We start from the raw sequence: 23,586 nt of genomic DNA, 5'->3' as shown, positions 1-23,586 counted from the left end.
GTCTTGAGGATTTTTATAACAAATTTATGAGCTTTTTATTTGTATTTGTCACATTTTTTCAAAAAAATGGTAGATAAACAACTGAAAACTGTTATCTGGATTGGAGCATCAAAAAAGGAGCTATTAGAATTTCCTGAAGAGGTTGTTGATGAAGTTGGCTACATTCTTTATCGTGTTCAGAATAATCAAAATCATCCTAATGTCAAAAGCTTAAAGGGGTTTAATGGTGTTTTTGAAATAGTCAGCGATTATCAAACCGATACCTATAGAACAGTTTATGCTCTTAAACTAAGCAATGCTATTTTTATTCTCCATGCCTTTAAGAAAAAATCAAAATCAGGGATTAAAACACCAAAACAAAATATTGATCTAATCAAATAACGCCTGAAAAAAGCACAGGAGATTGCCAAAGAGCAACAATAAATACCAAAAAGGGGATAAATGATTATGACAGAATATACTATTAGTTCAGGAAACATTTTTGAAGACTTAGGCTTTGCTAATGCTGAAGAAAAACTCGCTAAAGTCAAGCTGGCTTCAGTGATTTATGATCTGATTACTGAAAAAGGATTAAGCCAGCAGGAGGTCAGTCAAATTTTGGGAATTGACGAGGCTAAAATTTCTAACTTAAAAAATGGCAGATTGCAAAAATTTTCTCTTGAGCAGATGTTTAGCTTTCTAGTAGCATTAGGTCAGAATATAGAAATCTTAGTCACTCCCCAAGCCGTAGCAAACTCTAGTGTAAGTATCCAGGTCATGTATCGAAATAAATCCTAATCTAAGTGCGATCGCCGATCTCGTTAAGGTGTGTTAATATTAATGTAACGCACCAGCCAACTTTAAATAAAGGACTAAGCGCAATGTCATCGATCATTACCGAAGAAAAAACCAAAGAAATCCTAACCGAAATCCTCATTGAAATGATGCAAAACAAACGGGAACTATTTTATGAAATTGTTATCGAAGCCCTAGAAGATATTGGTTTAGCTAATGCTATTACGGAAGGATTAAATGGTGAATTTGTTCCAGAAGAAGAAGTTTTTGCTATTCTCAATGGAGAAGCTGAATGAAAATTCAATTTGTAGCCAAATTCTCCAAAGACTTAAGAAAAATTAAAGATCAAAAACTATTATCTGAGATCAAAACTGTTGTCAATGAATGCAAATTAGCTCAAACACTGGATGATGTAAAAAACCTCAAAAAGATTAAAGGTTATCAGGGTTTTTATCGTATCAAAATAGGAGATTATCGCATTGGTGTTGCAATTATTAACGATGAACTGATCTTTAGTCGATTCTTACACAGAAGAGAAATTTATAGATTTTTTCCGTAAAACTAAGCAGTGCCAACACACTGAAGAACTGATCTAAAAATATAGAGATTTGCCAATGGATTTAGCCGACGCATCTTTGGTTATTTTAGCAGAAGAATTAGGTTCAGGTCAAATTCTTTCCGTTGATTATCGAGATTTTAATACCTATCGTTGGAAAAATACGGAGCCATTTCAAATAAAACGGGAGCATCTCACCTTTGCAATGAGCATAAATACTTAGTGGAAAAATAGGCTTTTCGAGGGTAATTCTTGTTTTAATTCTCCATGTACGCAGTCTTTAAAAGCCTCTATTTCGTTCCAAGACACGATTAAGAGTGGCTTTTAGGCTAAGTATAATTACTTATCGCGTAAGTGAGATGCTCCCAATAAAAAAATAAAACCCGATGCTTCGTTAGTAGTGTTAGCTGAAACAATTAAGGAGAACAGAATATTAACCACAGATAGGCGAGATTTTAGTGTTTATCGTTGGCTAAATAATCAAACATTTGATATTCTAATTTAACAGTCCGTAGTCCGTAGATTGAACCCTCGGAACGAAACCCAACACCCAACACCTAAATCTGTCTGAATGGGCGATCGCCGCTTTGGTAGGCTGCATTAACGAAGTGTAAGGCGGCAATCTCGTTGCCAACCCTGATAATAAAGCTGATCGTGGCTTGGGAGCAATTCAGTTATAATAGGGGTCAACTTAATATCTTTAGCAACGCAGAATGAGGATTTCACCATGAAGATTCCATATACATATTGGAAAGAATCAGATGGGATGTTCTTGGGCTATTTGAATGAATTTCCAGATCATTGGACCCAAGGTGTTGACTTAGAAGAATTAATCGGAAACTTGGTCGATCTCTACAAAACATTTACTACTGAAGAAATCCCCGGAATCAAGAGAGTTGCAGAGTTTGAACTCGCATGAAAAGACATGATTTAATTGCACAATTAGAGCAAGCGGGCTGCTATTTGATTAGACGTGGAGGGAAACACGATATTTACCATAATCCAGATACTGGAAAAACAGAACCAATTCCCAGACATCGAGAAATTAATGAGCGATTGGCTAAAAAGATTATCAAAAGTCTTACAGGCGACAGATAAATTCACAGTGCCAATTAGGGTCTGCTGAAAAAGTTTTTCGTGGGGCAGGGTGTGGGGTGTGGGGTGTAGGGTTTTACCCATTTTCAGGGGGTCAATTACCTAATTTTCAGGGAAAAAGTGCCTTAATTTTCCCCCCGATTCCTCCAATGGCTGGCACTTTTTGATTTCAAAAAAGCCTAAAGATATTATCCAACAAGGTTTTTAGATTTATTCAGTAAACCCCAATTAAACAACACTACAAGGAAGCAAAGGAGCTATGGAAAAATGATTACTGTAGGATTTAAAAAAGGACGATCACTCTTACAGCAAGATTTCTAGGGCCAAAGTGAACCCCAGAACCATATCCTCCCCGCTTAAAATCGCATTGGCAGGATAATGATTCGCCAAAAAGCGCTAGACTACAATTTTGGCAATAATCGGTCGTAGGATTGGATCATTCTTTCGTAAGTAAAGCGAGTGGCATTGATAAAACCTTTTTGCCTCAAATCTTCCAGGCGATCGGGAGCGAGAAGATTTTCTGCAATAATAGTAGCGGCGGCCTCGTGTTCGGTGGGATCGAAGTAAACGGCTGCATCATCAGCGATAACAGTCATGGGGAGACGATTGGAGGTAAAGACGGGACAACCACAGGATTGAGCTTCAATAACGGGAACACCGAATCCTTCCTGAAAGGAGGGAAAAATTAAAGCAGTTGCTAGGCAATAAAAGGCGCGTAAGTCATCATCAGAGACGGTTCCTAATTCGATTACTTGTGCGGACAAGTTATTCTGATTAACAAATTCTCGCATATCCGGCAGCAAAGGTTTTCCCATCAGGATCAATCGGCAATTTTCCAGACCGGGGAAAGTGATTAACCTCTTGAATATTTTCAGCAATCCCAATCGATTTTTATACCATTGGCCGCCTCCGACATGAATTAACCAGGGATAATCACGGTTGATATTAAATTTGCCCACCAGAGCTACTGCTGCTTCTTTTGTCATCGGACCGTATCCCTGATTCAAGCAATCCTCAATTACTTCCGTTTGTTCGGGAGCAATTTTAGTTAAACGGAGAACATCGGCACGAGTAGCTTCGGAAGAACAGACAACATATTTAGCCTGTTTTAGTCCTCGCAAAATCATAGCCTGATACTGTTTTCCCGTCCAACTGGTGGGATTTTCAGGAATTTCTCCTAGGGCGGAACGAATGGCCAGCATATCGTGACAGATGACAAAATATTTGCGATCTTTTAGATAGGGAGTTAAATAGGATAAAGCTTGATCACAAATGCAGACGATATCAGCCCAATCAAGCTGCTGACGTAACTGCACTGGGAAAATAATTAACTTATCGATGTACCCTAACCACTTGCCGATTCCCTGGGGAGAAGGCTTCAGTTGACCGAAAATAGGCGGTGCTTGCACTCGCCGAATTTCGTGTCCTTTTTGTCTGAGTCCTTTCTCCACTAAACCGACAAAACGATTGATACTGATCTGCCGATCATTGACGTAATTTCCTACTATTAAAACTTTCATGATTAGGCTCCAAAAAATCAATTTTTATGGCGGTAAAACTCTCAAACAGTCTCGAGGGAAATTTCGGGGTTAAGAACAATATTAGTCCCGCAAAATTTCCTCGTACCTTTGTCCCGCTCGCTCCCAGGTGTACTCCGATTCCACCATCGCCCGGGCATTATGGGACAGTTGTTCTCGCACAGAAGGATCATCGAACAACCTAGCGATCGCTGTAACGTACTCAGCAACGCTATTGGCGCGCAACGCCCTAGGGGGAATTCCCGCTGCTGCCACCGTTAAACCCTCTAAACCGCGATCGCTGGCGACAATCGGAATCCCAGCGGCCATGGATTCTAGGGTTTTGCACTTGATTCCCAATCCCACCCGCAGGGGAACCACACCAACGGTTCCTCGGTGTAAATATTCCACTGTCGAGGGAACGGTTCCCGTCACGCTCACACCGGGATACTTGGCAAGTTCGAGAACTTCTGGCGCTGGGTTTGCCCCCACTAGGGTTAAAGTGGTGTCGGGATATCGCTGTTGAATGACTGGCAGGACTTCTAGAACAAAAAAACGGGCGGCATCGATATTATGGGTAGAACTCATGGCCCCGACAAAGACCAAATTATGACCGCCGGGATCCTGAGGACGATAGGGAAAAAGGTCTAAATCCACGCCATTAGGCACGATCTCCACCCGTGCATCCGGGAGGATCTTTAACAATTGTTCGCGATCGTAATCGGTAGTGGCCACCAAGGGCGAAAACTTGGCACAGTAACGTTTTTCGTACTGATAGAGTAAGGGCAGATAGAGAAAATCCCGCAGTGGATAGGCGGAGGCTCCTCTATCTAGATGATTGCGTGTCCAACCGTACACGGAACTGTGAATATCCACTACTGTTTTGACTCGCTGACGGTATTCTGGCCGGACAAAAATCTCGCTGATACTGTGAGCGCAGATAATTACATCACATTTTTGCTGCTCGACGTATTCATCTACTCGCTCTTGAATGAGCGGCGAACGATAACTAAGAACACTAGCAGGGGTCATCTGTCCTATTGCCCCCAGAAAGCGCCCTGTTTGACCGATTAGTTTTGTCAGTCCCTTGCCTTGAGCGGGAATTTGCCGGAGCGGAAATAAGACAAGATCATCGGTAAAGGTTTTTAATTCTTCGATCTGAGTTTCGGTGACATTCTCCCCCCGACGAGCGAACAGGGTGACATCGTGGTTTTGATGAAGATATTTGATCAGGTTAAAAGTTCTAACCTCGGTTCCCCCGCGACTAGGTGGATAGGGAAAGTTATTGCAAGAAAGGACTAATATTCTCATAATTCTATCTCGGCAGCGGTTTTTGACAATAATTCTACCGTTTCCTTTAGTTGGCCATACACGGGAATCTGAACTGGGTATTTCTCGATCTCCCCAAGGGTGACTTTTCCTCGCCCTGTTAAGAGCAATACGGGCTGACAACCAGCTTCTAGGGCGCATTCTAGATCACTGGGCGCATCGCCGATAAACAACGAGCGGGCTAAATCGATTCCGTATTGGTGGGCGGCGGCCAGCAGCAGATAGGGGGAGGGTTTGCGGCACAGACAACCTTCGTCGGGATGGTGCGGGCAGATGGCAAGATCGTGAAAATGCACCCCCAATTGTCGGTATTCCTCAATCATGCGCCCGTGAATCGCCGCCAGATCGTCCCAAGTGAAATAGCCCCTAGCAAGTCCCGATTGATTGGTAATAATGATCAGCAGATAGCCGGCATCCTGCCACTGTTTTAAGGCAGCCGCTGCCCCGGCGGGAATGCTCACCTGTTCTGGTTTACTCAGGTAGGGGATATAGTCGATAACTACCCCATCTCGATCGAGAAATAAGGCTTTGTTCTTTTTTGCTCTATCTTCGCTTTTGCGGTCAGAATTGCCAGGAGGTGGCGGATACGGGTATTTTTGGTGGCCGTCATTGACAGAAATTGCGGGGAAAGGATTCATTATGTTGGACTTTTTCGAGTCGGGGACTAGAATTCTCAGTTCTTCTGTCAGAGACGAGAGCTTGAACTGATGCACAGACAAAATTCGAGGGATTGTAGCGATTTGTGCTAGTTTTCTCGGCTAAATTGCTTCTCTTTACTATCTAGGTGTCAGAGTATAGCAATCACGGCATATTATACGCCTTCAAGCCTTTCGGCTTTTGATTATATCAGCAATATTGTCATGAATTGTTAACATTTTTGTCCAGCCAAACAAAAGGCCAAGACTCGCAAGGGTTGAATCCCCCGCTCAGAAATCCCCCGTCTCGGCCAGAATACATCAAAAATTTATTTACAAACAAAACAAATTGTGCTAGAGTTGGCTGCGTTTGTCGTATATTCCGAGAATAACCGGCAAAAGATCACTCTTTTGACTCGATCGCTCTAGGTTTCTCTAGAACTATCATCGGCCTGTTTTTCTTGTCCCGTGATCAATTCTACCATGCTAGGGGTTTTGTACCCAATTAATGGACAGCGATTCTGGTCTTTTGATACTATTCAATGTAATGACAGGATGATTGAGAGTTAAATTTATTCAACTAATAAAAATTGGAAAATCAAACCTATGCGAATGGTGGAAAAATCAAACAAAAAATTGGATAGTTTCCAGAGCGATCCCTCTCTGTCAATTTTAATCAAGACTGAATTGGAAGAAGCTTATAACCTGAAGAAAAAACTACTAACCGAGACAAAATATCTAGAGAAAATCCAAGAGATTTGCCAAGTATGCATCCATGCTTATCGCAACAACCACAAAGTATTAGTCGCCGGTAATGGGGGCAGTGCCGCCGATGCTATCCATTTTGGCGGTGAGCTGCACGGCCGATTTCTGAAAGAAAGACAGTCTTTGCCAGTTCGCGTCCTCAATAGCGATATCGCCAGTTTAACAGCGATCGCTAACGATTATGGTTACGAATATATTTTTAGCCGCCAGATAGAAGCGGAAGGAAACCCTGGTGATGTGTTTATCGGTATTTCCACTTCGGGAAATTCCGCCAATATCCATCAAGCTCTCAAAGTTTGTCAAGTAAAAGGTCTCACTAGCATCGGTTTAACTGGGGCGAAGGGATTAGCTCTAGAGGAAAAAACCGATTATTGTTTGATGATTCCTAGCACCAGTACCCCGCGCATTCAAGAAGGTCATGGTTTTGTTCTTCATACTATTTGTTTAGCGATCGAAGAAGCGCTCTTTCCCAACTAAAATCTCCTAGCAAAAAATCAACCTAAACAGCATAACCATGATCATCAGAACCAAAGCTCCTTTAAGATTAGGTTTAGGTGGTGGCGGCACCGATGTCGAGCCTTACTGTAGTCTTTATGGGGGTTACGTTCTCAACGCTACTATCGATCTCTATGCCTACTGTACAGTCACGGAAATTACTGACAAACAAGTCATTTTTGTTGCCGCTGATCGAGGAGAACAACAAATAGAAACCCTCCAGTTTCCTCTACCTTATAACGGCGTTCTCGATCTGCATAAAGCGGTCTATAATCGTTTGATTAAAGACTTTAATCAAGGGCAACCTTTGCCGCTGCAAATCACCACTTTTTCCGATGCGCCAGCCGGTTCGGGATTGGGTTCTTCTTCTACCCTAGCCGTGGCCATAGTTAAAGCCTTTGTGGAACTGTTAAAATTACCCCTAGGTGAGTATGATATCGCTCATTTAGCCTACGAGATCGAACGAATTGACCTCGGCTGGTTAGGGGGCAAACAGGATCAGTACGCTGCCACTTTTGGCGGTTTTAATTTTATGGAATTTTATGAACAAGATCGAGTCATAGTTAATCCTTTGCGAATTAAAAATTGGGTGATCAATGAATTGGAAGTTTCTCTGATACTCTACTATACAGGCATTTCTCGCTACTCATCTCAAGTAATTGAGGATCAAATTCAGAATGTCCAAGAAAAAAATGAGCAGGCTATCGCTGCTACCCATCAACTCAAAAAAGAGGCAATTCTCTTTAAAGAAGCACTGCTTAAATCAGATTTTATGGGCATAGCAGAAATTCTGAGAACTTCTTGGGAAGCGAAAAAGAAATTATCCAAATTAATTAGTAATCCGCAAATTGATCGCATTTATCAGGTAGCTAGGGAAACCGGGGCCTATTCAGGTAAAATATCGGGAGCCGGTGGCGGTGGTTTTATTATCTTTATGGTCGATCCTACCAAGAAAATCGAAGTAACTAAAGCTTTGAAAGCAGCAGGAGGCCAAGTGATTAATTTTCACTTTACCAAATACGGAACCCAAGCATGGACATTATAGCAAGCAAAGGATCGACGGGGGAGGATTATCCCTATAAGCCTACAAATAGTTTTTAAAAGATTGGCAATAATTCAGATTTTTGAGGTGTATCTATGGACGTAATTATTCTGGCAGGTGGGTTAGGAACCAGGTTGCGATCAGTCATCAACAGTTTACCAAAACCTATGGCTCCCGTTGCCGACAGACCTTTTTTAGAATATCTATTAGATTACTTAATCTCTCAAAAAGTTACCAACAAATTTTTAGTTTCTGTGGGCTATGAACATCAGAAAATTATCGATCATTTTGGCGATAATTACAAGGAATACGAACTGACTTATCTGATAGAAGATACACCCTTGGGAACTGGAGGAGCGATCCAGTTGGCACTAAATAAAATTCAAACCGAACAAGCATTAATTGTTAACGGAGATACCTTGTTTAATGTCAATTTATCCGCCTTAATTAATTTACATAATCAAAAAAAATCCCTGATGACTGTTGCTCTGAAGCCACTAACTGAATTCGAGCGTTATAATAATGTTATGCTAGACGATGATCAAAAAATTATCGGGTTTGAATCCAAAAAATATCAAGATAAGGGCTATATTAATGGCGGCATATATTGTGTAGAGAAAAAAATATTGTCTGGCTTTGATCTGCCATCAAAATTTTCTTTTGAGGAAGACTTTCTAAAAGTTTATACCGAGAAAATTCCTATGTATGGCTTTATTTCTGACGAATATTTTATTGACATAGGCATCCCCCAAGATTACGAAAAAAGTCAAAAAGAATTACCCTCTCTCATCTCAAAAGGATACTTTTGAGAGAGTCTTGGTAGTCACCTAAGTTCAGCAAATTTATGTTTGTATCGTCAAATTATTTCTAAATAAATTCACCAGAGATGCTTGCTAGTTTCAATCAACCGATATTATCTATTGTTAGCCCGACCATCGGAAATTTTTCCGAATATTGGTTACAACAACTTTTATCCGTGCAGGGAAATGTAGAATTTATCTTAGTTTATCCTCCCGGCACAACTGCGGCCTTCATAGCTGACCCACGAGTAAAAATTTTATACAGTCTCTACAAAGGAGAAACACCTCAAAGAGCCTTCGGTTTAATGAACGCCACTGGTCAGTATATACTGGCTTTAGATGATGATGACTTCGTGCATCCGGATGTTGTATCCCTAACTCTTGAATACTTTGAGAAATTTCCTCAGAGTTGGATGCTGCGTTTGTTTAAAGAAAAAATAGACTACTTAGATGAAGAAAAAATTAAAAGACCTTGGCAGCAATTGCCCTCTCTTGAGCAACTTAGGATTGCAAGAAAAAGAGAGGATTCCTATCAGGATTTGGTAGAAGTTCCCATTGCTCCTCTAGAAAATCATTTTGATATAAAAGTTGCTCTCTGGCCCTACGCTAAGAGAAAAGACATTCATGGAAGTCATGTGGAACCTTTTAATAATACAATTTGGAAAAGTCCAGCAGTTAAAGAAGCTCTCACAGAAATGTTTCAAGGCACAAGAATGGCAGAACTTTTGACTTGGTTGCCTCTGTGGGGATTAGATAGGGCAATCGGACTATATATTCAAGCTAAATTTTTTCAAACAGGTGCTTGTATTGGTCATTGGATGCCCGAACCCGGTCAAATTAGATATATTGTTAGGCCTTATTCCTTAAAAACAGTGCGATTGTTAGTATTAGTCGAGATGTTGTTAGTCAAACAATTTCCCCAGTATGGCTACTTTTGGAATCTATTTTTTGAAGAATTTTACAACGGTGTGAAAATTAAAATTAGGCAAATATTTAAAAAGCTAAATTAAAGTTAACAGCTAAAAAATAGGAAGCAAGTCTTAATACTTACTTCCTTGACAGATTAAAGATAGACTGATATTCTATACTTCTTTACCCAAGCGAGAACGAATAAAGAGTCGCGGCACATTTAGGATATCGGGAATAACTAGATTCCACATATATCCGTATTGGGGAAAACGTCTGATTAAGTAAAGTTCAGAAAGTACCCCATAACGATTAAATCGTATATATTCAGGTGGATTATTTTCAATACGAATTTGTTCTGGCAGAGGTAAGAGATGACCAATAATCTTGCCTTTTCCTTGCTCAAAAAACTTCGCTTGTATAGCTAGTCCTAAAACTCGATCAAGACACCAAAAGGGAATATACTTAAGCGGACCAATAAAAGGCATTAAACCCACCAGATCCTCTAGGGTTTCCTGTACTATAGAAGTTTTCCAAACCTTCTTGTCAAAATTCTCTGTATGGGGACCTCGATGATCTCTTCTTCCTCTAAAAATACACATTACATCAAATTTATTATCGATAGGAGTAATGGGAATTTCTAATAGGTAGTTGCCTTGTTCGTATAGCTTAGAGTTACCTTGAGACCTACCACAAACTTCTAGTTTTTCGATGGGTTTTGGTGAGAGCCAAGGAGCTTCTAGAATTTCTTTTTTACCAAATTCAACATCTTTCCGGCTAAGTCTCATGACCCAACTATCAGGAAATCGGGAAAAGTATTGACGGCTAATTTCTGAAATGTCGGGATTGATATACTCATCACAATTAATTGTCAATGTATAGGGAGCGGTAGCATTCATCAAACCTGTGGCACGTTGAATAATTTCTCCCCGCAAGGGACTGACTATTTGCTGTACCCTGGGGTCGGACGTGGGATACTTAGGTGCTCCTGGTGGATGAACCAAGATAAATTCTACTTCTCCCTTGACCTCGGTCAGCGCATTAAACCAGTGGTCAGCGAATCCTTCTCGGGTCGGAATAACAATTGATAGGCTTGGTGTTGACACCTTGTCCATGATAAAAAAATTTTTCCTCTATTTTTTGATGCCATTGTATCATAGTTCTCCGGCAACAAGGAAAATTTCTGGAAGATCAGAAGGCTGAGAGGTCAAGAGTGGGAATTCAAGAGAAGTAAAATCGATATTCAACTTGTTTCCCATCCTAAAAACTGATTTCTAGGTTTTTTATCCTTGAGAAATTAATCATGCCCAAAATCCGAAGTATTGGTAGTCTGATAAGCTTAGATAGCAAGCATAAGGGCAAATATTAACTAATATAAAATCGTGCCAAATTTCCCCCACTAAATCAGCATTTACATGACTACCCTTTTTCCATTCCTCTTTTTCTACTTGATACCATTTTTCAAAAAGTATGTCATACTTGGTAAAGGTATAGTTTGTGTGGTAAAAAGGCAATGAGTGGAGTCCCTAATATTAATGTTGCTGAGTCAGTAGAAGACTTAAAATCCTTGTTGAAGCAACAAGTAACCTCTTTAAACTTTGCTAAAGTACAATCCCTGTATCTACTAAAAATTAAGGAGGTAGAAACGGTTCGTCATCTCGCCGTGTTAATAGGACGCTCAGAAAGAACTATTCATCGCTGGTTAAGTTGTTATCGAGAAGGAGGGATAGAAAATCTCTTGTCAGAACCAGAAAAACTGGGAAGACCCAAAAAGATTTCAGTGGAAGAAGCCGCTCTAATTCAGAATGAATTAAAAGACCCAGAAGGATTTCAAAGTTATAAAGAAATTCATTTTTGGGTATCAATTATTTTAGAAATACCCACCAGTTATATAACTGTTTACCGTCTCGTAAGAAATGAATTACAAGCTAAATTAAAAGTGGCTCGACCTCAAAATTTAAAACAATTACCAGGAGAAGTAAAAATATTCCAAAATAATCTATCTGAACAGCTACAAGCTTTACTAGAAAAGGAATCTGAAAAAGTTAGTCAATATTTAAAAGTCCGCTTCTGGTGTCAAGATGAAAGTCGCTTCGGCTGTCATACCATTGTCAGAGATAAAATAACAATTAAAGGCATAAAGCCCCTTGGTAATTTTCAGTATAATTTTCAATATCTCTGGCTCTATGGTTTAATAGAACCTCGAACAGGTAGCAGTTTTTTCTATGAATTTTCTCATTTAGATGGGGAATGTTTTAATCAATATTTAACGCTTTTTTCTCAAGCTTTTTCTGAGGAATTACATATTATTCAATTAGATAATGCTCCCGCACATACGGCGACCGACCTAGAAATACCTGATAATATTATCCTATTTTATCAACCTCCCTATTGTCCAGAAGTAAATCCAATTGAGAGAGTTTGGCTATATTTGAAAAACCTATTGGCCTGGGGCAATTTTAACTCCCTTGATAACTTAAGAAGTAAACTTTACCATCTTTTAAATTCTCTATCCAATGACACGATCGGGTATTTGACGGGATGGTCTTGGATTTTAGAAGCTCTATGTCTGTCAGGAATTTAGAAAAATGGTATGACTCAATTGGCTGTAGAAGGGCAATTAATAGACAAATATTATCCTCCAACCACTCACTCTAGCCTTCCTTTCCTAGCGGTGGGCTTATATACTTGCCATGTAAACGTTTTATCTAGGATTTGCTGAAGTTGATGAGCAGGTATTAGTGTCTGTGCTTCACCTTGACGAGAAAGGCTGTAAATAGCAGTTTCCTACTGTCTTTTCACTGATTACTGCTCACTGATTACTGCTCCCTGAAAAAGGCTGACGGCTATAAAACGGGGACAGGCAATTGACGCTCCCGTCGCGCTCATGGGAGGGATTCTTGATTCACCGAGTCCACTTAGACTAAGTAAGCTTAGACGCATTTAAGTTTCCTACTCGTATCCCTATCTACAAGGCGTTCCAGGATATTAAAGTGCAATGTAAGTGCGTCTAAGCTTACCTTGCGATTCTCAACCCAGAGGTGGTTCTCTCCTCAAGCGTTAACTTTGGGTGCGCCCCACCCTAGTTGTATTTCTACAAAATTTGCTTTAATTGAAGTGTTAGCTTCAAACCCACATTCCGCACCCTCAACTGTCACATAATACCAAATTTCTAAATCCATGACAGACATCCACGCTCGAATGCTTGCCAAGCCGGTGTTCGTTGTGACGCGAATAAAGAAAAATGGTGTAAGCTGTCCCCCTCCAGAGACTTGAGTAAAAATACCTAGCTGGTGAAGGTTTTCTCGGTGGCCGCTAGGGGGGTCTTGAGACCCCTAATTATGAAAAAATAGGAATTGTTGGAAAACTGAGGCGAGTGGACTGTTCGACCATGAATCAATCAACAGAAATTGAAGTCAAAAATCTAGACCATCTGGGATTAGTAGCCGGAATTATCGATGAAATAGGAATCGTTGAAATTATCAACGAACAAGTCTCAATTGAGCGAGGAGAAATTGTCACAGCGGGGCAAGTAGTGAAAGCAATTATCCTGAATGGATTGGGATTTGTCTCCCGAGCCTTGTATTTATTTCCTCAATTTTTTGAAGATAAAGCAACCGAACATCTGCTGGGAGAGGGCATCGAACCCAAGCACTTGAATGATGATAAAATTGGTCGAGTAATGGACAAACTTTATCAACTGGATGTTTCGGGTATTTTCCTACTCATCAGTTTAGCCGCCGTGAAAAAATTTGGTGTAGCAACCGAGAACTCCCATTTAGATTCGACTTCTCTATCAGTAGAAGGAGAATATAAAAAGGAATACCCAACAGTAGAAATCCTGAAATCAGGAGCAGTGGGAGAAGAAATTGAAACCAGACAACAGCCAATAAAAATTACCTACGGATACTCCCGCGACCGAAGACCTGACTTAAAACAATTTATGATTGACTTAATCGTAAGTGGGGATGGAGATGTACCTTTATTCCTGAAAGTAGGGGACGGAAATGAAGCGGACAAAGCGGTTTTTGGTCAAATCGCCCGAGAATTTAAAAAACAAGTTGACTTTGACAGTTTAATAGTCGGCGATAGCGCCCTCTATAGCAAAGAGAATTTAAAACTAATGAAAGAAATGCGTTGGTTGTCTCGAGTACCATTAAGCATTAAAGAGGCTCAAGAGTTGGTTGATAGCATCTCAGAAAAAGAGTTAACCGATTCAGAAATACCGGGTTATTCCTGGCGGGAAACCATCTCTAACTATGGGGGGATAGAACAAAGATGGTTGCTAGTTGAAAGTCAAGCTAGACAAGAATCAGACTTGAAAAAATTAGAGAAAAAAATCGAGCAGGAAAAGAATTCTGCCCAAGAAAAAATCCGGCAACTATCCCGAAGAGAATTTGAGAATAGAGCGGTGGCGTTGGCGATAGCCAAAGGATTATCTGACTCCTTAAAATCTCATCAGTTAACGGAGATTAAAGTCAATCTCATTCCGCCTGAGTCCCAGGGGTCAAAACTCAAATCAAAAGACGATTTACCCTCTCAAAGCTATCAAGTTCAAGCCAAATTAGAGTTGAATTTGACCGCCATTGAGAGGCTAAAGAAACGAGCAGGACGATTCGTTTTAGCAACTAACGATTTGGAGAAACAACGATTAAGCAGTGAGGATATACTCAAAAAATATAAAGGGCAACAAGCTCCGGAAAGAGGATTTTCTTTTCTCAAAGACCCCTGCTTTTTTGCCCACAGTGTCTTTCTCAAATCTCCCCATAGAATCGAGGTCATGGCCATGCTCATGGGCTTGTGCCTGCTGGTTTATACTATTGGTCAAAGACAACTTCGTTTAAGTTTAAAACAGCAGGAGACGGGACTGAAAAATCCGTTGGGTAAGTTAACTGACCGACCGACGTTACGCTGGATATTTCAGTGCTTTCAAGGGATTCATCTCGTCCGTATTCAAGACAATCAAAAGATTAGCAACTTAACGGATGAGAGGCGCAACATTTTGAGATTTTTTCCCAAACCTTGCCAGGAATATTATCTCTTATCTTGACCAGATGGATTGACTTCAAGGGGTGACAAAACAAAGCGAGCAACTGGAACATCTCCCCCTAGATGTTAAGTCTGATTGCCTAGTCATTCTCAACAAGCACTGTTTATTGAGAATGACCGGGGGAACTCTGAAATTTTCGGCTTAGTTGCCGGCAGCTTGCCGCCAACTCACTCCTCTAGATAAGTATTTTGACTCACGCCCCTTCCTCTTTTGAGACGTTGTGACACTTAGGGTGCGGAATGTGGGTTCAAATACTGCTTTGTCTAGTTCCTGCAAAGATTTTACCTACCTACAGGTAGAAACTAGAACATTAGGTAGGGCTTGCTGAATAAATCTAAAAACTTTGTTGGATAAGGCTTTTAGACTTTTTTTCCCTCAAAAAGTGCCGACCATTGGAGGGATCGGGGGTAAAATTCCTGGACTTTTTCCCTGAAAATTAGGTAACTGACTACCTCAAAATCGGTAAAACCCTACACCCTACACCCCACACCCCACACCCTGCCCCCAGGAAAAACTTTTTGCCGCAAACCCTAGGTAGAACCCCATATCTTTGATTGTCAAGGTGCAGATAGCGTAGTGATTAGACTACAGGGGTTTTTCAAGCGGTTGTTTACCCTAGCCGCTATACTTATATGGTAGCTATTTTTCGTGAGTACTTCCAGACCTTTAAAGGAAAAAAGACTGCCAAGGCTAATGACCCCAAAAGAAGAGCAAGCGCACTTCGGAATACGCAACTAGAATGCCATTAACAATGTCAGAAGTCATTCGAGATTTCGCTCTTGAGACTAGACAATTATTTTTAGCTGTGGTTCGCTGTTCTATACTGGCCTTTGTTTCATCCCATCGGTAAAACCGAGGGTCTTCACCCGACATTGCAAATAAACCTTTTCTACCCTGGGAGAAAAACCGAGCCATTGACGAGATAAACGAGCAAAAGTGTCAGGATCACCGCTAACTGCGAAGTTAGTAGGTAGGGGTGTTTCGGGATTTTTTAGACCTAATAATTCTAGTTCTTTTTCCGCCGCTCGGACAACGGAAGCGGCGGGATCTACCAACCGCACGGAACTAGGTAAAAGACGACGTAAAACCGGGGAAAGATGGCGATAATGGGTACAACCATAGACCAGAGTATCAATATTTTCTGCTAGTAAAGGCTGAAGATATTCCCTAGCCACTTGTGTGGTGTAGGGGTCAAAAATGCGGTTAGCCTCGATCAAAGGGACAAATTCAGGACAGGGAATTTGCCAAACTTGGGCAGTAGGATCGATTTCTTGAATCGCTTGTTTATAGGCATTACTTTTAGCCGTAGCGGGAGTAGAAATCACCCCAATGCGCTTTCCTTTTTGCACGGCAGTTTTTGCCCCGGGTAAAATTACCCCCAAAATTGGTAAATCTTTAAATTCGGCCTGTACTTCTTCTAAAGCCAAGGCGGAACTGGTATTACAAGCCATAATCACCATTTTCACCCGGCGCTCGCTCATCCAAGTGAGAATTTCCAGGACAAATTCGATAATTTCCCCTTTAGAACGGGTTCCGTAGGGAAGTCTAGCGGTATCAGCGAAATAGAGAATCGATTCTTGGGGAAGTTGTCGATACAACTCCCTTAAAACGGTCAGTCCACCCACGCCACTATCAAACACACCAATCGGACTAAGTTGTGATTCTCTCATAGATAATATCGAGGAAAACGCTGATCTAAAATAGCTTTATTTGATGATATTAAAACACGGATTTTTTGATCAGTAAACTAATGCTCCAATCATTTAATCATTAACGGAGATTTCGTTGAATATATTCAATAATCCCCCCAGCGATCGCCGCCGCCATTTGTCGTTGAAAGTTGACATTGGCTAATTTAGCAGCATCCTCAGCGCCGGTAACGAAACCCACTTCCACGAGGGTAGAGGGCATTCTGGAGGTTCTCAGCACATAGAAACGGGCCCGACGCACCCCCCGATCGCGCATATCGACACTGCGGACAATATTGCGATGGATGGTATCCGACAAACGGCGATCACCGAAGTAATACACCTCTAGGCCATTGACATCCGGTCGTGCTTTACCCATAGAGTTAGCGTGGATACTGACAAATAGATCGGCATCGATCCGGTTAGCCAGATCCGTGCGACCTTGCAGGGTGACAAAAAAATCACTATCTCTGGTGAGACGCACATCGATGCCCTGTTGTTGCAGAATGCGGGTAACTTCTAGGGAAATGGGCAGAATTACGTTTTTTTCCTGAAGGCCACCAATTCCGATCGCCCCCGGATCCTTACCACCGTGGCCCGGATCGATCACCACTAGAAAGCGGCTATTGCGTTGTTGGGGGGGATTAGGAGTGGGGTTAGAAGGGCGCGGCGGTGGGTTAAATTGCCCCGTATTGGGGGGTAAAGGAACAGGGATAGTAGTGGAGTCAGGAACCTGAGAAAGGGGGCTAGAATTGCGGGAGGAAAGCAATTCTAGGGCTAGGGTTTGACTGTCCGATTGAGTTAATTGTCCCAGTTGAAAACCCACGGCCGTCTGTACCAAAATCAGCACCTTATTGGCGCTTTCCTGACGTACCCGCAATTGATAGATAGGACTATAGCGGCCGAAGCGCGGACCGCGAAAAGACTCGGCTAACTTAGCATTTTCGATGCGTAGTTCATAGACACCATCCCGGTTAACAATGCCGTTAGCTTTCAGGGGTAAATCCGCGCGAATTAAGAGGCGATCGTTATTACCCGCCAGATCGATCGAGGAGATCGTGGCCAAACGATTGCTCGAAGGGGGATTATTGGCAGTTTTCGGGGGGGGATTGTTGGGGCGAGGATTGGGATTAGTGGCGCTAGTGGGGGGGGGAGAGGAGATATTATCCACGGAACCCAGACCACCCCTAGGCAGTAAAACCAAACCACCAAAACGACTATAGAGAGCTTGCCAATCGGGACTATCTTTATTAACACTTAGGGAAATCTTAGCCCGTTGATTGGCAGTCTGACTGAATTGAATATCGCCGACCCCATAGCGATTGACGGGGATAGTTTGACCGGTGAGACTACTGGGTAAAGTGGCCCCGGGTAATTCAAATTCGATTTTTTTGCCGTCCCGGCTGCGTTGACTGCGGATCGATCGCTCATCACCATTTTGCTCTAAACGGACAAAAAGACCATTGCGAGTTACCTGAAAATCATCGTTGTTGTCCGTCTGGCTAACTGGAGGTGGGGGAGTGGGACGGGTGGAACCGCGATCGGGGGGAGGTGTGGGGTCAGGGGTGACGGGTGGTTGCGTTTCCTCCCTAATTGGTTGGGGTTCTGGCAATTCCACTGTCCATTGGGTGGGCGAAATTCCGCGAATTTTTACCTGTTGAGGATCAAAGGTGTAGCCTGGGGCCAATTCAATCACTAAACGGGTAGTTTCCGCATCAAATTGACCAATACGGACACTTCTGACGATATTGCCAATAGGCCGGTTAATATTGGGTTGCCCTAACTTGATCCCGGGCAGATCGATCACGATCCTGGTGGGGTTAGTGATCATTTGCGCTCGCGGTTGCACTCGATTGTCGGTGGTGAACACCAGACGATTCTCATTGGTGTCGAATCGCCAAAAGACGAGCTTGCCTGCCCAAGCAGGGGCTGCCACCAGCAACCAAGTTAATGCGCTTAGGAATAACCAATGAAATCTCACGATCGATGCTCCCGTTGCTCAGTTATCAATTACCTTTTTTCGGTAAAAATGGACAATTTTGTCGATTTTTGGCCATCCATAGCTCCGTTAATGCTCTGAGAATGACTATCAATAAAAACAAGCTTATGGGACGTTGGCATGGTCTGCTATGTTTCTGATCAGTTATCAGTTATCAGTTATCAGTTATCAGTCATCAGTTATCAGTCATCAGTTATCAGCTTCTGAAGGTAATAGGCAAGAGGCTCCAAAAAAGAATCTGGCAATTCTCCTACCTAAAAATAAGGTTAGAAACTAAGTCCATCAAAGCTTTTAGCTTAACAAATTAGGATTTAGATTCGGCCCTTGTTATCAATGAAAAGACGGCACTGTTAGTGCCACTTAACACTGCTACTGGTAACTTAACACTGCCACTGGTCACTGGTCACTGCTCACTGCTCACTGATTGAGGGCTGGCGGTAGGTTCTTTAAATACTAACCTTAACAGGGGCGGAGCGATAAAGGTAGTCAAGATCACCATCATAATAATGGCCGCATCGGCAGCGGGGGATAAAGCGCCACTAGCAGCCCCGACTCCGGCAAAGACTAAACCCACTTCACCCCGGGGAATCATGCCAACTCCGATCGCCAAGCGATTGAGTTTTTCCTTGCTGAAAACGGCTAACCCCGTCACCACTTTACCCAAAATAGCGACGACAATTAGGAAAGCGGCCAAGACTAATCCTTCTCGATTCCTGGGAATAGCGGGATTAAGGACACTTAAATCGGTTTTTGCCCCCACACAGACGAAAAATATCGGTACAAATAAATCGGCGATCGGGAACACTTGTTCTGCCAATTCCGATCGCTTTTCCGTTTCCCCTAGAACCAGGCCTGCCGCAAAGGAACCGAGAATCGCTTCTAATTGGATAACTTGGGCAATATAAGCAAGAATAAAGGCGAAAATCAGGGAAACTAAGAGCAATTGTCCCCTAGTTTTCATGCTATTAACTAATTGAACGTAAAAGGGGCTTAAAAAACGACCGATCAGGATCGCCCCGATTACAAAAGCGCTAGAACTAATAACTAGATAAATTACTTTGCTAATTTGCACTTCTCCAGTCTTCACCAAAGAAGCAACGACAGCGAGGACGATAATACCGAGAATATCATCGAGAACCGCAGCCCCGATGATAATTTGACCTTCTTTCGCCGATAACTGCCCTATTTCTGCTAAAACCTTGGCGGTAATGCCGATACTGGTAGCGGTTAAAGCTGCCCCGGCAAAAATAGCGGGAATGGTGGCCAGATGAAAGATATAGATTAAACCCAAAGTACCCACCAAAAAGGGAACCGCAACCCCTACCACTGCGACAGCAGCTGCCTGTGGACCGACGCGAATTAATTCCTGCAAGTCTGACTCTAAACCAATCTCGAACAGCAGGATAATTACCCCCAATTCCGAGAGGACGGAAATCACCTCACTGGCAGCACTAAAAACGGCGGGAGATTCCTCCGGGGTGAGGGGAGAAGTGGATTGTAGGAAATGAATGAGGAGAGAATCCTCGAATCCCGCCCCTCCTTCCGGAAAAACCAGTAATTTTAGGGCAGAAACCCCGATAATCACGCCACCGACTAATTCTCCTAACACGGGGGGCAAGTTGAATCGGACGCATATTTCTCCCCCCAGTTTACAGGCGAAATAAATAACGGTCAAACTCAGCAGCACGCAGGCTAAAACTAAGGCACTATCGGCAGTTTCGGCTGTAGCTGCCGAGGCTAACAGGGAAATGTTAAAACTCCAAGCGGAAGAAAGAAAAGGCTGTAGTATCATCGCTCGCTCAAAATTACTCTCAATACTCTAACAAGCTTGCGGCCTATTCAATCATCCCTGCTCAAAGTTTGCCGTTCTATTAGACCTCTTGCAAAAATCAAAAATCTTCCTTTAGGTGAGGAGTCAGGAGCCAGTAGTCAGTAGTCAGGAGAATTAAGAATGAGCATTAATCAATTAAATGCTCTCTTTGGTTATTTTATGCAATTTTATGCTTATTTTTCTCATTTTTGCCCTCTCAAAAATTAATTATGCAAGAACTCTATTAAACTTACTCAAATCTACTCATGAGCAAATTTGAAGCTAATTTCCTGCTTCAAGGTAGCAGTGTCGGCACTATCTACTCCCCAGGCTGACACGGTGGAACTCACCGCCAAAGAAGCTAGATTGAGACTAGCGTTCAAGTCTCTATCACAAACAAAAGAGCATTGTTCACAATCAAAAACTCTTTCGGATAAAGATAGAGACTCTTTTTTGTATCCACAATTGGAACAGATTTTGCTACTGGGGAACCATCTATCAGCTACGATTAACTCCGCACCATACAACTGAGTTTTTTTGTTGGCTTTTGAAACTATTTCAATAACTTGAACCTCCTTCTGAAGTGCGGAATGTAGCCCTCTAAAATACCTCTGAGGGGGTTGCGAGCTTTTTCTTCTAATTTTTTACCCCGCACCCAAAGGACAGCACAAAATCCGAACCGCTTCCTTGCCTTTTTCCCATATCCTAACTACCAATATAACACTATTTCATTAATCAGAAAAATTACTTAAAAAACTCTGTATCCTCTGGGTCTCTGTGGTGAGCAATCAATTACTCAATCGACACTTTAGACATCTTCCACTACTTTTACCATTCCTTCTCGACCAACTTCTCCTAACTTTTCTCCCCAAACCTCCCAGCAATCTTCACAGGATTTTCCTACTCGTTTTTTGACGTTAATTCGGTAATAAAAATGTGTTTCATTATCTCCCACTAATTCCCCTGAAAATATTTCCCAATTGGGACTAACTAACAGCAGGAGTTCGTTAATTGGATCGTAAATATCCACCTCTGGATGCGCTCTTTCGGCAATTCGTCTTAACTTGATATCTGGCAGATACATAAATTTAGGTTCACAGCAGGAATTGACCATCAGCCACAGACAACCTGGCCCCTCCACTCGGTAATTAACCCACGCAATTGCTGCTGCTATTTCTAACATTTCATCCAGCATTTCATCAGGAGTGGGTAAGTGTAAATCCACTCGCATTATCCAATCACAAGATTCCTTTTTAGCCATGATTTTATAACTCCAGATAGAACATTTTTACTAACCAAGGACACGAGCGGGTATTTAACGGGATGGTCTGGGATTTTAGAAGCTCTATATCTGTCAGCACTTGATAAAAATTAACCCATTACTTTAATAATAATAAACGCTGGGGAGATAAAGTAACAGTCCAAGGCAAAGCTTGCTCCTTAATTTCTAACCATTTATCCTTATATAACTCTGCTTGGATATGAAAATCTCGGTCGTGGTTGGAGGGTTGATTAAGTTTCAGATAGAGAGTCACTCGATGGGGTCCTTCAATGGCATTAGCTAACCAACAGGGAAAAGTATTAATATCTCCTAAATCTCGACCAAAAATAATTTGATGGGCGCGAATTCCCGTATGAGCTAAATAGTCGGGAATTCCGGGGATGGTGTGTAATTTAACATCCCAATCAATGGCTTCCAATTGTTGATTATTAATGATAATAGCACGGGAAAAATTCTTACAGCCCGTAATCTTGGCCAAACTAACGCTATCTGGTCGCTCAAAAATTTTCTGTTTAGAATTATTAGCAATTGCCCGACCTTTTTCCATAACTAATAAATTCTCACATATTCGATAGGCTTCATCCATATTGTGGGTAACAAAAATTGTCACGCCATCGTAATTACTTAAAGTTTTGATCATCTGACGTTCTAATTGAGCGCGTAGATGGGTATCAAGGGCAGAAAAAGGCTCATCTAATAATAAAGCTTCCGGACGACTAGCTAAAGCGCGAGCGATGGCGACCCGTTGTTGTTGTCCCCCCGATAATTGATGGGGATAACGGTTTTCCATGCCGGGTAACTGCACTAATTCTAATTGGTTGGCAATCTGCTGTTTAATAACTTTTTTAGATAAGTTTTTGGGGAGACTAAAAGCGATATTTTCTGCCACGGTGAGATGGGGAAAAAGGGCATAATTCTGCACCACAAAACCGATACGACGCTGACGACTGGGGAGATTAATTCCCTTTTCGGAATCGAAGAGAATGCGCCCATTTAAGACAATACGACCCCTTGAGGGCGTTTCCACACCAGCCAGCGATCGCAAAATCAGGCTTTTTCCCGACCCCGAAGCCCCTAATAGTCCTAGGGGCTGATTTTGGCAGTTAAAAGTTACCGAGAGGTTAAAACCGGGTAAAGATTTCTCTATATCGACAAATAAGCCTATTTTATCCCTATAATGCTGATTTTCAGCTTCTAAAAGGGCAAAATCGCGACCCTCCCAGGGTGGCAGCCAGTCCTCCATCTCGTTAGGTTTGCTTTCTCCCGGTCGTCCTAATTGCTGTTTGCGTTGACTTTGCCAGAGATTAACGGCGATAATCCCCGATAGGGAGATTAATATGATAATAAACACCCATATCCAAGCCTCAGTCATCGCTCCTGCTTCCACAGCGAAGAAAATCGCCATCGGGATAGTTTGAGTTTGCCCCGGAATATTACCCGCTAACATCAAAGTCGCCCCAAATTCCCCCAAAGCGCGGGCAAAAGCTAGGGTTAATCCCGCTAATACCCCGGGGAAGGAGAGGGGCAAAAGTACGCGCCAGAATATTTTCCCTTCCGATGCCCCTAGGGTGCGGGCAACCTGTAGGATGTTGGCATCCACCTGTTCAAAAGCCCCTAGGGTGGTTTTGTACATCAGGGGAAAAGCCACCACCGTCGCGGTGATGATGGCGGCATACCAAGTAAAAACGATGCGAAAATTGAATAAGTCTAATAACTGTCCTAAGGGTCCGTTTTTGCCGAATAGGAGCAGTAAAATGAAGCCTAGCACCGTCGGGGGCAAGATTAAGGGTGCGACGAAAACTCCCTCGATTAGGGATTTCCACCGTCCGCGATAGCCTAATGG

21 protein-coding genes and 3 pseudogenes are annotated in these 23,586 nt (G+C 42.2%); 13 read left to right on the top strand and 11 right to left on the bottom strand.

The features are described from left to right. The first annotated feature begins 66 nt into the window (after positions 1-66). From MAE_RS24245 to MAE_RS24220, 7 genes and pseudogenes are all read left to right on the top strand, one after another. Complete coding sequence (locus MAE_RS24245; RefSeq protein ID WP_002796301.1) at positions 67-381, top strand: type II toxin-antitoxin system RelE/ParE family toxin; 315 nt, start codon at positions 67-69, stop codon at positions 379-381. 66 nt (positions 382-447) lie between these two features. Next, complete coding sequence (locus tag MAE_RS24240) at positions 448-777, top strand: helix-turn-helix domain-containing protein (protein WP_002763909.1); 330 nt, start codon at positions 448-450, stop codon at positions 775-777. A gap of 83 nt (positions 778-860) precedes the next feature. After that, positions 861-1,070 carry a hypothetical protein gene (locus MAE_RS24235; RefSeq protein ID WP_002771197.1) on the top strand — a complete coding sequence of 70 codons (210 nt, stop codon included), beginning with the start codon at positions 861-863 and terminating at the stop codon, positions 1,068-1,070. Further along, positions 1,067-1,333, top strand: coding sequence for a type II toxin-antitoxin system RelE family toxin (locus tag MAE_RS24230; protein WP_012267863.1), 267 nt, complete (start codon positions 1,067-1,069; stop codon positions 1,331-1,333). The genes MAE_RS24235 and MAE_RS24230 overlap by 4 nt, the downstream gene beginning before the upstream one ends. Positions 1,334-1,370: 37 nt before the next feature. Further along, positions 1,371-1,553 (top strand): annotated as a pseudogene (locus MAE_RS34235) (hypothetical protein); the annotation flags it as partial. Between the two features lie 504 nt (positions 1,554-2,057). Beyond that, positions 2,058-2,249, top strand: coding sequence for a hypothetical protein (locus MAE_RS24225; protein ID WP_002796297.1), 192 nt, complete (start codon positions 2,058-2,060; stop codon positions 2,247-2,249). Next, positions 2,246-2,428 (top strand): type II toxin-antitoxin system HicA family toxin, encoded by a 183-nt coding sequence (locus MAE_RS24220; RefSeq protein ID WP_012267861.1) that lies wholly within the window; start codon positions 2,246-2,248, stop codon positions 2,426-2,428. Before MAE_RS24225 ends, MAE_RS24220 begins: the two co-directional genes overlap by 4 nt. Positions 2,429-2,826: 398 nt before the next feature. Here MAE_RS24220 and MAE_RS24215 read toward each other — a convergent pair whose 3' ends face one another. From MAE_RS24215 to MAE_RS24205, 3 genes are all read right to left on the bottom strand, one after another. Beyond that, on the bottom strand, positions 2,827-3,945 hold the full coding sequence (locus MAE_RS24215) for a glycosyltransferase family 4 protein (RefSeq protein ID WP_012267860.1): 1,119 nt from the start codon (positions 3,943-3,945) through the stop codon (positions 2,827-2,829). A gap of 81 nt (positions 3,946-4,026) precedes the next feature. After that, positions 4,027-5,253: a glycosyltransferase family 4 protein gene (locus MAE_RS24210; protein ID WP_012267859.1), complete on the bottom strand. Its 1,227-nt coding sequence runs from the start codon at positions 5,251-5,253 to the stop codon at positions 4,027-4,029. After that, entirely contained in the window at positions 5,250-5,909 is a 660-nt protein-coding gene (locus MAE_RS24205) for a D-glycero-alpha-D-manno-heptose-1,7-bisphosphate 7-phosphatase (RefSeq protein WP_012267858.1), read from the bottom strand. Before MAE_RS24205 ends, MAE_RS24210 begins: the two co-directional genes overlap by 4 nt. A gap of 603 nt (positions 5,910-6,512) precedes the next feature. On the opposite strand from MAE_RS24205, the gene MAE_RS24200 reads away from it, so the two are divergent. From MAE_RS24200 to MAE_RS24185, 4 genes are all read left to right on the top strand, one after another. Further along, positions 6,513-7,148, top strand: a complete 636-nt coding sequence (locus MAE_RS24200; protein WP_002796293.1) for a D-sedoheptulose-7-phosphate isomerase — start codon at positions 6,513-6,515, stop codon at positions 7,146-7,148. A 37-nt stretch (positions 7,149-7,185) separates the two neighbouring features. Continuing rightward, a complete protein-coding gene (locus MAE_RS24195; protein ID WP_012267856.1) occupies positions 7,186-8,211 on the top strand; it encodes a dehydrogenase in 1,026 nt (341 codons plus the stop codon). 92 nt (positions 8,212-8,303) lie between these two features. Then, positions 8,304-9,017 (top strand): nucleotidyltransferase family protein, encoded by a 714-nt coding sequence (locus MAE_RS24190; RefSeq protein WP_012267855.1) that lies wholly within the window; start codon positions 8,304-8,306, stop codon positions 9,015-9,017. A gap of 77 nt (positions 9,018-9,094) precedes the next feature. Beyond that, a complete protein-coding gene (locus MAE_RS24185) occupies positions 9,095-10,018 on the top strand; it encodes a glycosyltransferase (RefSeq protein ID WP_012267854.1) in 924 nt (307 codons plus the stop codon). 72 nt (positions 10,019-10,090) lie between these two features. On the opposite strand, the gene MAE_RS24180 is transcribed toward MAE_RS24185, so the two are convergent. After that, positions 10,091-11,029, bottom strand: a complete 939-nt coding sequence (locus MAE_RS24180) for a glycosyltransferase (RefSeq protein ID WP_012267853.1) — start codon at positions 11,027-11,029, stop codon at positions 10,091-10,093. 398 nt (positions 11,030-11,427) lie between these two features. Here MAE_RS24180 and MAE_RS24175 point away from each other — a divergent pair, with 398 nt between their 5' ends. After that, on the top strand, positions 11,428-12,498 hold the full coding sequence (locus MAE_RS24175) for an IS630-like element ISMae27 family transposase (protein WP_012265278.1): 1,071 nt from the start codon (positions 11,428-11,430) through the stop codon (positions 12,496-12,498). 469 nt (positions 12,499-12,967) lie between these two features. Here the strand turns inward: MAE_RS24175 and MAE_RS33640 are convergent, their stop codons facing one another. Continuing rightward, positions 12,968-13,126, bottom strand: a complete 159-nt coding sequence (locus MAE_RS33640) for a hypothetical protein (protein WP_012267852.1) — start codon at positions 13,124-13,126, stop codon at positions 12,968-12,970. Positions 13,127-13,305: 179 nt separating this feature from the next. Here MAE_RS33640 and MAE_RS24170 point away from each other — a divergent pair, with 179 nt between their 5' ends. Next, positions 13,306-14,964, top strand: coding sequence for an IS1634 family transposase (locus tag MAE_RS24170; protein WP_012266922.1), 1,659 nt, complete (start codon positions 13,306-13,308; stop codon positions 14,962-14,964). An 818-nt stretch (positions 14,965-15,782) separates the two neighbouring features. Here MAE_RS24170 and murI read toward each other — a convergent pair. From murI to modB, 6 genes and pseudogenes are all read right to left on the bottom strand, one after another. Continuing rightward, positions 15,783-16,634 (bottom strand): glutamate racemase, encoded by an 852-nt coding sequence (gene murI / locus MAE_RS24165; RefSeq protein WP_012267850.1) that lies wholly within the window; start codon positions 16,632-16,634, stop codon positions 15,783-15,785. Between the two features lie 100 nt (positions 16,635-16,734). Next, complete coding sequence (locus MAE_RS24160; protein ID WP_012267849.1) at positions 16,735-18,633, bottom strand: N-acetylmuramoyl-L-alanine amidase; 1,899 nt, start codon at positions 18,631-18,633, stop codon at positions 16,735-16,737. Positions 18,634-19,054: 421 nt separating this feature from the next. Then, the gene (locus MAE_RS24155; protein ID WP_012267848.1) at positions 19,055-20,443 is read right to left on the bottom strand and encodes a cation:proton antiporter; all 1,389 of its coding nucleotides are present in this window, start codon (positions 20,441-20,443) and stop codon (positions 19,055-19,057) included. 278 nt (positions 20,444-20,721) lie between these two features. Beyond that, a pseudogene (locus MAE_RS24150) lies at positions 20,722-20,997 on the bottom strand (zinc ribbon domain-containing protein); the annotation flags it as partial. Between the two features lie 272 nt (positions 20,998-21,269). Continuing rightward, a complete protein-coding gene (locus MAE_RS24145) occupies positions 21,270-21,722 on the bottom strand; it encodes a hypothetical protein (RefSeq protein WP_002796283.1) in 453 nt (150 codons plus the stop codon). Between the two features lie 118 nt (positions 21,723-21,840). Further along, a pseudogene (modB, locus tag MAE_RS24140) lies at positions 21,841-23,583 on the bottom strand (molybdate ABC transporter permease subunit); the annotation flags it as partial. Between the last annotated feature and the right edge of the window lie 3 nt (positions 23,584-23,586).

Origin of the sequence: Microcystis aeruginosa NIES-843 (genome assembly GCF_000010625.1) — a bacterium.
In the GTDB taxonomy this organism is placed as follows: Bacteria; Cyanobacteriota; Cyanobacteriia; order Cyanobacteriales; family Microcystaceae; genus Microcystis; species Microcystis aeruginosa.
Note: the sequence above shows the minus strand (reverse complement) of the source record. Positions and strands in the feature narration are given on the sequence as shown.